Raw genomic sequence first — 9,524 nt, 5'->3', positions numbered from 1 at the left:
GATCCGGATCCACCGGGCCCCGGGGAGCGGCCGCCGTCGGTCACATGGTGTTGACGATGAGCCCGATGTGGGTGAAGTAGTTCAGCCCGCCGAACGCCAGGAAGGCGAGGCCGGCCAGCCCCCATGCGGCGCCGATGACCGGGCTCGTCCACCGCCGGGGCGAGCGCAGCGCGAACGGGAAGAGCAGCGCCCCGATGCCGACCAGGACGTACAGCCCGGACATGAAGCTCGCCTCCAGCCACGGCCGGTCCGAGAACTCCCCCGAGACGGGTTCCTCGGGCGGGGCGGCGAAGAGCGTGTACCTCCAGCCCGCGGCGGCGATGCCGAAGCAGGCGAGCCCCATGCCGAAGACGAACACCGAGATCGGCGCGGCCACCCGGACCGTCCGGTCGACGCCGTCCGCGGCGAGGAGCTCGCTGCCGCGCCTCCAGAGGTAGAAGGAGGCGGTGAGCAGGAGGACGCCGAACGCCAGGGCGGGCTCGCCGAAGATGATGTTGTCGAACGGGAAGCCCTGCCTGGCCAGCGGCCAGGTCAGGGTCATGTGCAGGCCGGTGGTGACGAGGGTGAACCCGAGGGCCCCGAACGCCAGCGCCCAGCCGTCGAGCGTGATGGTGCGGCCCCGGGCGAGGAGCCGACGTCCCAGTTCCACCACGAGCAGCAGCCCGGCACCGGCGGCCACGGACATGATCGTGTTGTAGGTCGGCATCCTTGCCCAGTCGATCTTCAGGCCGGATGCGGCGAGCGGCACGGCGTGCTGAATCATGGATCAGGCATGACGCAACACCGCTCGTCGGCAAACCGCCCGCCGCTCAGGTGGACCCGGTGGGCCGAGCCGCTCCGCCCCGTCCCGCCCCACGCGCTCCACCCGTGCACCCCCGTCCCGTGCGCTCCATCCGTGCGCCCCCGTTCCCCCGGGCACAGACTGGTGAGGGGACCGAGTGCTGCCCCGCGAGGCAGGGAGAGGCATGCTGCTGGGACTCACCACCGCGTTGGCCGCGACCGTCTGCTTCGGCTTCGGGGCGGTCTTCCAGGCGCGCGGCGCGCGGTCGGCCCCGCGCGCCGACCGGGTGCGGGCGGGCCTGCTGGCCGCGCTGCTGCGGTCCTGGCAGTTCATCCTCGGCACGCTGCTGGACATCGTCGGCTTCGTGCTGAGCATCGTCGCCCTGCGCACCCTCCCGCTCTTCCTCGTCCAGGCCGTCACCAACGCCAGCCTGGCCGTCACCGCCCTGGCGGCCGTCTGGCTGCTGGGCGCCCGGCTGCGCCGGGGCGATCTCGCGGGCATCCTCGCGGTGGTCCTCGGCCTGACCCTGCTGGCGCTCGGCTCCGGACAGGAGGGCCGCGACCACGCCGCGACCGCCTTCCACTGGGCGCTGCTCGCCACCACCGCCGCCATGGTGCTCGCCACCGTGGTCCTGGTGCGCCGGGAGGGCAATGCGGCCGCGGCCGGCCTGGGCCTGCTGGCCGGGGTCGGCTTCGGCGTGACCAGCCTGGCCGTGCGGGTCCTGGACGTCTCCGGCCCGGTCGCCGTCCTCACGGATCCCGCCGCCTACGCGCTCGCCGTCGGCGGCCTCGGCGGCTACCTCGCCTACGCCCTGGCGCTGCAGCGCGGGACGGTCACGGCCGCGACCGCTGCCGGGACGGTGACCGAGACCTTCGGTCCGGCGCTGATCGGCGTGACGGTGCTCGGGGACGCCGCCCGGCCCGGGTTCGAGTGGTGCGCGCTGACCGGCTTCGTGGTCGCGGTGGGCGGTACCTTCGTGCTCTCCCGCTTCGGTGAGCTGGAGGGCGAGTCCGCCGAGCTGGTGGCTCCGCACCGGGACACCGAGGCGGAGCCCGCCGTCCCGCCCCGGTAGCCCGGACGGCTCCGCCATGCGAAGGTGACTTGCCGGACAAATCGGACGGCGACACGGCCACAGAGCGGCAGGTGCCCGATGGCGGAGGAGTCCCACTCCCGACCCCGGCGGTCAGGCCCGAAGGCCCGCACGGCCCCCTCGGCCCCCTCGGCTCCGGAGGGCCGGACCGCCCCGACCGCCCCGGCCGCCCCGGCCGACCGCCCGGTCGCGCTGATCACCGGCGCCTCCTCCGGGATCGGCCTCGCCACCGCCACCCGCCTGGCCGACGCCGGCTGGCACACCCTGCTCTCCGGCACCGACCGCGCCCGCCTCGACGAACTCGCCGACCGCACCGGCGGCCGCGCCCTGCCCGAGGACCTGAGCAAGCCGGACGGCCCGGCCCGCCTCGCGGAGGCCGCCCTGGCCGCGGCCGGCCGGGTGGACGCCCTGGTCGCGAGCGCCGGCCTGGGCTGGCGCGGCCCGTACGCGCAGACGCCCTCCGACACCCTGGACCGGATGATCGAGGTCAACCTCGCCGCCCCGCTGCGCCTGGTCCGCCTGCTGCTGCCCGGCATGCTGGAGCGCCGCCGCGGCCGGATCGTGCTGCTCGGCTCGATCGTCGGCCAGGTCGGCTCGCGGGAGGAGTCCGGTTACGCGGCCACCAAGGGCGCGCTGACGATGTTCGCCGAGAGCCTCTGGTACGAGCTGCGCGGCACGGGCGTCGGGGTGCGCCTGGTGCTCCCCGGCGCGGTGGACACCCCGTTCTTCGAGCGGCGCGGCACCCCGTACGAGCGCGACTGGCCGCGGCTGGTCCCGGCGGACCGGGTCGCGGACGCGGTGGTGGCGACCATCACCACCGAACGCGACCGCCTCTACGTCCCGCACTGGCTCGGCTTCCCGTCCCGCTTCCACGGGGTGGCACCGGGCGTGTTCCGCCGGATGGCCGCCCGCTTCGAGTGAGCGCCGCCGCCGTGCACCGGACGGGCACCGCCGCCGTCGCCGCCACCGCCCTCGCCGCCGGCGCGGAGTTCCTGCACCTCGCCCCGGCCGCCGTCCGCCTGCCCCCGCTGCGCCGCACCCTGGCCCGCCGCACCGCCGGACACGGCACCGCGCCCGGCCACGTCGCCCTGACCTTCGACGACGGCCCCGATCCGGCCAGCACCCCGTACGTCCTCGACGCGCTGGACGAACTCGGAGCCCGGGCCACCTTCTTCCTGCTCGGCGCGATGCTGGAGCGCGCCCCCGGGCTCGGCCGCGAGCTGGTGCTGCGCGGCCACGAGGTGGCCGTCCACGGCTGGCACCACCGGCAGCAGTGGTACCCGGCCCCCGCCCGCGACCTGCGCGAACTGCGCCGCGCCGCCGAGGCGGTGACCGGACTCTGCGGCGCCCGTCCGCTCTGGTACCGCCCGCCGTACGGCGTCCTGACCGCGGGCCCGGCCCTGGCCGCCCGCCGCCTCGGCCTGCGCAGCGTGCTGTGGACCGCCTGGGGCCGCGACTGGACGGCCGAGGCCACCGGTGCGTCCGTCTACGCGACCGCCCGCCCCGGCCTCACCGGCGGTGCCACCCTCCTGCTGCACGACTCCGACTGCACCTCCGCCCCCGGCTCCTGGCGCGCCACCCTCGCCGCGCTCCCCCTGATCGCCGCGCACTGCCGCACCCGCCGCCTCACCCTCGGCCCCCTCCGCGACCACCGGGTGCCGCCGCCCGCCGGCCGGAACCGCCCGATGTGACCGACGCGTCGTCAGGAGTACCGGACGAGCAGGGGGTCTCGCGTGAAGGTCAACGCTCGTGTGCCGTACGGCGGTCGGGCCGTCGTCGCGGTCGGTCTCGCCGCGCTGGTGGTGGCGGGGTGCGGTGGTCCGGGCTCGTCGCCCGCGTCGACCGGCTCCGCCGGGCAGCCCTCCGCTCCGGCCACCGTCTCCCCTTCCGCCGCCGCCCCTTCCACCGCCTCCGCCACGACCGCCGAGGCGTCCGCCGTGCCGCCCTCCGGCACGCCCGGTACGGCGCCCGGGGCCTCCGGCGGCAGCAGCCTGACCCTGTCGGCCGCCAACGGCGGCAGCTACCGGTTCGGTTCGGTCGTCTGTGTCGGCGAGGACTCGCCGACCGGCGCGCTGACCCTCACCGCGACCACGATGGGCGCGAAGGACGCGCGCGCGGAGCTCGTTCTCGGCGACGGCGAGGCCCGGCTGCTGCTGGCGCTCAAGGGCTTCCGTCCCGTCCTCTGGAAGGGCGAGGTGCCGATCGGTCAACGGGCGAGCCGCACCGCCGGGGGCGCGAGGCTCACCGCGATGCCCGTCACGGAGGAGCTCGGCGACACCGGCACGGTGACCGGTACCCTGACCTGCTCGGGGGCCGTCGGCGTGCACTGAACCCCGGCCGCCCCGGACCCGCCCGGCGCGGCTACCCCAGCCCCATCCGCCGCAGCGCCGCCCCGAACCCCGCCTGCCACGCCTCCGGTGTGGCGCCGGCGGACGGCGCGGGCTCGGGGCGGTGGAGCGCGGCCAGGGCGTTGCGGACCACTTCGGCCGGGTGGGCGGTGGCGACGTCGGCGTGGCCGAGTTCCAGCTCGTGCTGGAGGTTGTCGCGCCCGTGCCCCTGCACCACGTCGAGGAGCAGCAGCCGCCGGCCCAGCGCCCGGGCCTCGCTGCAGGTGTCGCCCGAGCTGGTGACCACCAGGTCGGCGGCGGCCATCAGCGCGGGCACGCGGTCGGTGTAGCCGAAGGGGTGCAGCCGGGGCTCCCGGCGCGCGGCGGCCCGCAGCCGGCGCTCCAGTTCGCGGTTGCGCCCGGCCACCGCGAGGACGTGCGGCCCGGCGGCGGCCAGCGAGGCGGCGGTGCGGGCGAGCGGACCGAGCCCCCAGGAGCCGGACATCAGCAGGACGCACGCGGCGCCCGCCGGCACGCCCAGCTCCGCCCGCGCCGCGGCCCGTCGCGGCGGCCGGTAGAACGGCTGGCGCAACGGCGCCGGCACGACGGCGATGTCGGCCTCCGGCCGGTACCGCCGGACCGCGCACGCGGCGACCTCGGAGGTGACCAGGAACAGGTCCGTCCCCTCCTGCACCCAGAGCCGGTGCGGCGTCACGTCGGTGCAGAACACGAAGTGCCGGAACTCCCGCTCCGGCGCCTGCCGCAGCAGCCGGTTGACGGCCGAGGTCGCGGTGGCGAACACCGAGACCACCAGTTGCGGCCGCTGCGCCTCGATCAGCTCCCGCAGTGCCGGGACCAGCCGGCCGCGGGCCGCCGCGTCGGCGAGCAGGGCGATCCGGGCGCCGGGCCGCAGCGCCGAGAAGTGGAAGGCGTCGTACACCCCGGGCAGGTCGAGCAGCCGGCGGAAGACCGCCTCCCCGGCCGCGCCCGAGCGCTGCCCGAGCAGGGCCATGGCGTCGACGGTGCGGGTGGTCCAGCCGCGTTCCCGCAGGGTGTCGGCGCAGGCCTGGGCCATCACGTCGTGGCCCTGTCCGAGCGAGCCGGAGACCAGCAGGGCGTGCGGCATCGGGCGGCCCGGTCAGGCGCCGGCGGCGGTGCCGACGGTGGCCCGGTACCAGTCCGCGTACCGCCGCACGCCGTCGGTGAAGTTGGTCCTCGGCGACCAGCCCAGCAGCCGCTTGGCCTGCGCCGAGGAGATCCGCCGCCCCGCGTAGTCGGCCTTCCGCCCGTCGATGTGCTCGATGGTGACGGGTCCCAGCAGGCCGTCCACCGTGTCGGCGATGTCCCGCACCGAGACGGCCGTCGAGCCCTCCAGTGCGAAGGTCTGGTCCTCGGCGGCGGGGGACAGGGCCCGGACGTGGGCGTCGGCGAGGTCCTCGACGTAGACGAAGTTGCGGCTCTGCCGGCCGTCCCCGGCGATGGTGATCGGCCGTCCGGCCAGCGCGGCCTGGACGAACCGGGCGACGACCAGCTCGTCCCGCATCCGGGGGCCGTACGGGATGCCGTAGCGCAGGATGGTGAAGTGCTGCCCGTAGAGCTCGCGGTAGCTGTGCACCAGCATCTCGGCGGCGAGCTTGGTGGCCACGTACAGATGGCCGCTGTGCTCCAGCTCGATCGGTACGTGCTCGTCCAACTCCTGCTCGCTGCTGTCGAGTTGCTCGTCGGTGAGGGCGGCGCCGTAGACCCAGACGGTGCTCGCCAGGACCGTGCGGCTCAGGCCGCTGCGCCGGGCGGCCTCCAGGACGGCCTCGGTGCCGTCGATGTTGGTCCGCACCGCGCGGACCGGGTCGGCGCTGACCTGCTCGACGTCGGCCATGGCGGCCAGGTGGTAGACCACCTCGCTGCCGGCCAGCGCCGCGGTGAGGGCCTTGAGGTCGAGGACGTCGAGCCGCGCGTGCTCGGCGTCCGGATTGAGGTACTTGTCGGTGGTGTCCACCGCGAGGACGTCGTGGCCGGCCGCGATCAGGTGGTCCACGACGTGTGAGCCGATGAACCCGCAGCCCCCGGTGACGGCTATCCGCACGATCTTGCTCCCTTCGCTCCGGCTACCCGGCCAGGCGCCGGTACACCGCGGAGACGGCGTCGACCACCTGCTCCGTCTCGTCCTCGGTCATGTCGGAGTGCACCGGCAGGCAGACCTGCCGGGCGCAGACGTCCTCGGCCACGGGCAGCGGCCCGCGCCGGTACGGGGCGAACACCGGCTGGAGGTGCAGCGGCAGGTCGTACACCTCGCCGGACAGCCGCACCGCGTGCTCCTCGGCCACCGCCCGCTTGAACTCGGCGCGGTCGACCCCGGCCGGCAGCAGCGCCACGTACTTGTAGTAGTTGCCGCGGCAGCCGGGCGGTTCGGGCACCGGGTCGAGCCCGTCCAGCCCGGCGAGCGCCGTGTCGTAGCGGCGGGCGACGGCCCGGCGGGTCTCGATGAACTCCTTCAGCCGGCGCAGGTGCACCGCGCCGATCGCGGCGTGCGGCTCGCTCATCCGCCAGGAGTAGCCGGGCTTGACGTGGTGGTTGGTGGTGAAGGAGCCCTTGCCCTGGTCGCGGTAGATCCGGGCCCCGTCGCGCAGTTCGGCCGACTCGGTGAGGATCATCCCGCCCTCGCCGCTGGTGGTGACCTTGGTCGGGTAGAAGGAGAAGGCCCCGGCCAGGCCGAAGGTGCCGGCGGCGCGGCCGTTGAAGCTGCTGCCGTGGGCGTGCGCGGCGTCCTCGACCAGTGGGACGCCGCGCCGGTCGCACAGCGCCCGCAGGGCGTCGACCTGCGGGCCGACCAGCCCGCCGATGTGCACCAGGACGACGGCGGCGGTGTCCGGGGTGAGCGCCGCCTCCAGGGTCTCGGGGGAGAGCGCGAGGGTGGCCGGATCGACGTCGGCGAAGACCGGCCGCCCGCCCGCGTGCACCACCGCCCCGGCGGTCGCGTAGAACGTGACGGCGGGGACGACCACGTCGCGGCCCCGGACGTCGACGCTGCGCAGGATCACCTCCAGCGCCGCCGTGCCGCTGCTCACCGCGACGGCGTGCGAGGCGCCGTGCTCGGCGGCGAAGGCCTGCTCGAAGCGCTCGGTCCACGGGCCGAGGGTCAGCGCGCCGGTGGTGAGCATCTCGGTCACCGCTTCGGCGACGGCCGCGCGGTCGCTCTCGTCGAACACGATGCGGGCGGCTGGAACGCCCATGGGCACCTCCGGCGGCGGGCTGCCGGAGCAGCACCGATCGGGTCGAATCCTCCCGAACCGCACGTCAGCGGACGGGTCAGGCACATCACGCTACTTCGCCCACCGGTCCCCGGCCCGCCGTCGCCGACCGCACGGGTGAGCGGATCTGCTGCCGTCGCAGGTCCGGGGGCTGCTTCCGGCGCAGGGCGTGCGCTCCTCCGTGCGGGGGATGGCACTACTGCGTCCGCAGTACGCAAACGGCCTGCACAGGGACGACGACGGAGCAGGGGTCGGCGATCAAGGATGGGTCATGCTGCGGGGGACCGCGTCCACCAGGACGTCCGGTCGGCCGCGGCGCCTCCTGTTCCCGAGAACCGCATCCGAAGGAGTCCGCTCTCCCGTGGCCACGTTCCTCTACCGCCTGGGCCGATGGACCTTCGTCCGGCGCCGGCTGGTGACCTTCCTCTGGGTCGCCGTGCTGGCAGCCGTCGGAGTCCTGGCGGCCAAGGCGCCCGCCGCACCCGACGACGGCTTCGCGATGCCCGGCACGGAAGCGCAGAAGGCGTTCGACCTGATGAACGAGCGCTTCCCCGGCGGCCACGCCGACGGGGCCTCGGCGCGTCTGGTGTTCGTCGCCCCCTCCGGCCAGAAGATCACCGCCGCGCCCAACCAGCAGGCGGTCGAGCGGACGGTCGGCGAGCTCGCCGGCTCCGAGCAGGTCACCGGCGCGGTGAGCCCGTTCAAGATGCCGGGCGCCGTCTCCTCGGACGGCACCACCGCCTACGCGACGGTGAGCTACTCCGCCAAGGCCGGCGAGGTGTCCAGGACCGCCACCGACACCCTGGAGCGGGCCGCCCAGCACGGCCGGGACGCCGGGCTCAAGGTCGAGATCGGCGGCACCGCGCTGATGGCCAAGGCCGACGCCGGGGGCAGCAGCGAGGCGATCGGCATGGCGCTGTCCGCCGTCGTGCTGGTGATCACCTTCGGCTCGCTGGTCGCGGCCGGCCTGCCGCTGCTCACCGCGGTCGTCGGCGTGGGCCTCGGCATGGCGCTGATCACCGCGCTCGGCAGCACGCTCGGGCTCTCCACCACCACCGGCACCCTCGCCATGATGCTCGGCCTCGCGGTCGGCATCGACTACGCGGTGTTCATCGTCTCCCGCTACCGCGCCGAGCTCGCCGAGGGCCGCGCGCCCCAGGAGGCGGCGGGCCGGGCGGTCGGCACCGCCGGGTCCGCGGTGGTCTTCGCGGGCCTGACCGTGGTGATCGCGCTCGCCGGCCTCTCCGTGGTCGGCATCCCGATCCTGGCCAAGATGGGCATGGCCGCCGCCGGGACGGTCGTCATCGCCGTGCTGGTCGCCCTCACCCTGGTGCCCGCCCTGCTCGGCTTCCTCGGCCGCAAGGTGCTGCCGCGCAAGGCCCGCAAGGCCCGTGGCGGGGCGGCCCCGGCCGCGAAGGAGAACGGCGGAGCCCGCTGGGCCCGCTTCATCCTGCGCCGCCCGCTCGCGGTGCTGCTCGGCGGTGTGATCGGCCTCGGCGTGCTCGCGGCCCCCGCGCTCGACCTGCGGCTCGGCCTGCCGGGTGACGAGTCCAAGCCCACCTCCACCACCCAGCGACGCGCGTACGACCTGCTCTCCGAGGGCTTCGGCCCCGGCTTCAACGGCCCGCTGACGGTCATGGTGGACGCCAAGGACGTCGCCGACCCGAAGGCCGCCGCGAACGAGGTGGCCAAGAAGGTCTCCGGGCTGCCGGGGGTCGTCGCGGTGACGCCGCCGATGTTCAACCAGGCGGGCGACACGGCCCTGCTCAACGCCGTCCCGGCGACCGGCCCGAGCGAGGCCGAGACCAAGGACATCGTGCACGCCATCCGCCACGACGCGGCCGGCCTGAAGACGGCCACCGGGGCGACGGTCCTGGTCAGCGGCACCACGGCGATGAACATCGACGTCTCGCAGAAGATGTCCGACGCGCTGCTGCCCTACCTCGCCGTGGTCGTCGGCCTCGCCGTCGTCCTGCTGATGGTGGTCTTCCGCTCGATCCTCGTGCCTCTGAAGGCGGCCCTCGGCTTCCTGCTGTCGGTGGTCGCCGCGCTCGGCGCCGTGGTCGCGGTCTTCCAGC

At 75.3% G+C, this 9,524-nt stretch carries 9 protein-coding genes; 5 read left to right on the top strand and 4 right to left on the bottom strand.

Annotated elements, in window-relative coordinates; genetic code table 11:
• Positions 1 to 40 precede the first annotated feature (40 nt).
• On the bottom strand, positions 41 to 763 hold the full coding sequence (locus ACFVGO_RS38805; protein WP_380357340.1) for a DUF981 domain-containing protein: 723 nt from the start codon (positions 761 to 763) through the stop codon (positions 41 to 43).
• A 202-nt stretch (positions 764 to 965) separates the two neighbouring features.
• On the opposite strand from ACFVGO_RS38805, the gene ACFVGO_RS38800 reads away from it, so the two are divergent.
• From ACFVGO_RS38800 to ACFVGO_RS38785, 4 genes are all read left to right on the top strand, one after another.
• On the top strand, positions 966 to 1,853 hold the full coding sequence (locus tag ACFVGO_RS38800) for a DMT family transporter (protein ID WP_359914714.1): 888 nt from the start codon (positions 966 to 968) through the stop codon (positions 1,851 to 1,853).
• Positions 1,854 to 1,931: 78 nt separating this feature from the next.
• The gene (locus ACFVGO_RS38795) at positions 1,932 to 2,792 is read left to right on the top strand and encodes an SDR family NAD(P)-dependent oxidoreductase (protein ID WP_380636868.1); all 861 of its coding nucleotides are present in this window, start codon (positions 1,932 to 1,934) and stop codon (positions 2,790 to 2,792) included.
• Complete coding sequence (locus tag ACFVGO_RS38790) at positions 2,789 to 3,562, top strand: polysaccharide deacetylase family protein (RefSeq protein ID WP_380636867.1); 774 nt, start codon at positions 2,789 to 2,791, stop codon at positions 3,560 to 3,562. The genes ACFVGO_RS38795 and ACFVGO_RS38790 overlap by 4 nt, the downstream gene beginning before the upstream one ends.
• A 42-nt stretch (positions 3,563 to 3,604) precedes the next feature.
• Positions 3,605 to 4,201, top strand: a complete 597-nt coding sequence (locus ACFVGO_RS38785) for a hypothetical protein (RefSeq protein ID WP_380636866.1) — start codon at positions 3,605 to 3,607, stop codon at positions 4,199 to 4,201.
• Positions 4,202 to 4,232: 31 nt separating this feature from the next.
• Here the strand turns inward: ACFVGO_RS38785 and ACFVGO_RS38780 are convergent, their stop codons facing one another.
• Genes ACFVGO_RS38780 through ACFVGO_RS38770 form a run of 3 tightly spaced genes read right to left on the bottom strand, consistent with a single transcriptional unit; the run spans position 4,233 to position 7,428 of the window.
• Positions 4,233 to 5,324 carry a hypothetical protein gene (locus ACFVGO_RS38780; RefSeq protein ID WP_380636864.1) on the bottom strand — a complete coding sequence of 364 codons (1,092 nt, stop codon included), beginning with the start codon at positions 5,322 to 5,324 and terminating at the stop codon, positions 4,233 to 4,235.
• Positions 5,325 to 5,336: 12 nt separating this feature from the next.
• Positions 5,337 to 6,281 (bottom strand): NAD-dependent epimerase/dehydratase family protein, encoded by a 945-nt coding sequence (locus tag ACFVGO_RS38775; protein ID WP_359914728.1) that lies wholly within the window; start codon positions 6,279 to 6,281, stop codon positions 5,337 to 5,339.
• Positions 6,282 to 6,303: 22 nt separating this feature from the next.
• Positions 6,304 to 7,428, bottom strand: coding sequence for a DegT/DnrJ/EryC1/StrS family aminotransferase (locus ACFVGO_RS38770; protein ID WP_380636863.1), 1,125 nt, complete (start codon positions 7,426 to 7,428; stop codon positions 6,304 to 6,306).
• Positions 7,429 to 7,807: 379 nt separating this feature from the next.
• Between ACFVGO_RS38770 and ACFVGO_RS38765 the strand changes: the two genes are divergently transcribed.
• Positions 7,808 to 9,524, top strand: a 1,717-nt coding sequence (locus ACFVGO_RS38765) for an MMPL family transporter (protein WP_380636862.1), incomplete at its 3' end; no start/stop codon positions are given.

The sequence above is a fragment of the Kitasatospora sp. NPDC057738 genome (assembly GCF_042798815.1).
GTDB lineage: Bacteria > Actinomycetota > Actinomycetes > Streptomycetales > Streptomycetaceae > Kitasatospora > Kitasatospora lactacystinica.
The sequence above is the reverse complement of the archived record's forward strand: the minus strand, read 5'-3'. Positions and strand labels throughout refer to the sequence as shown.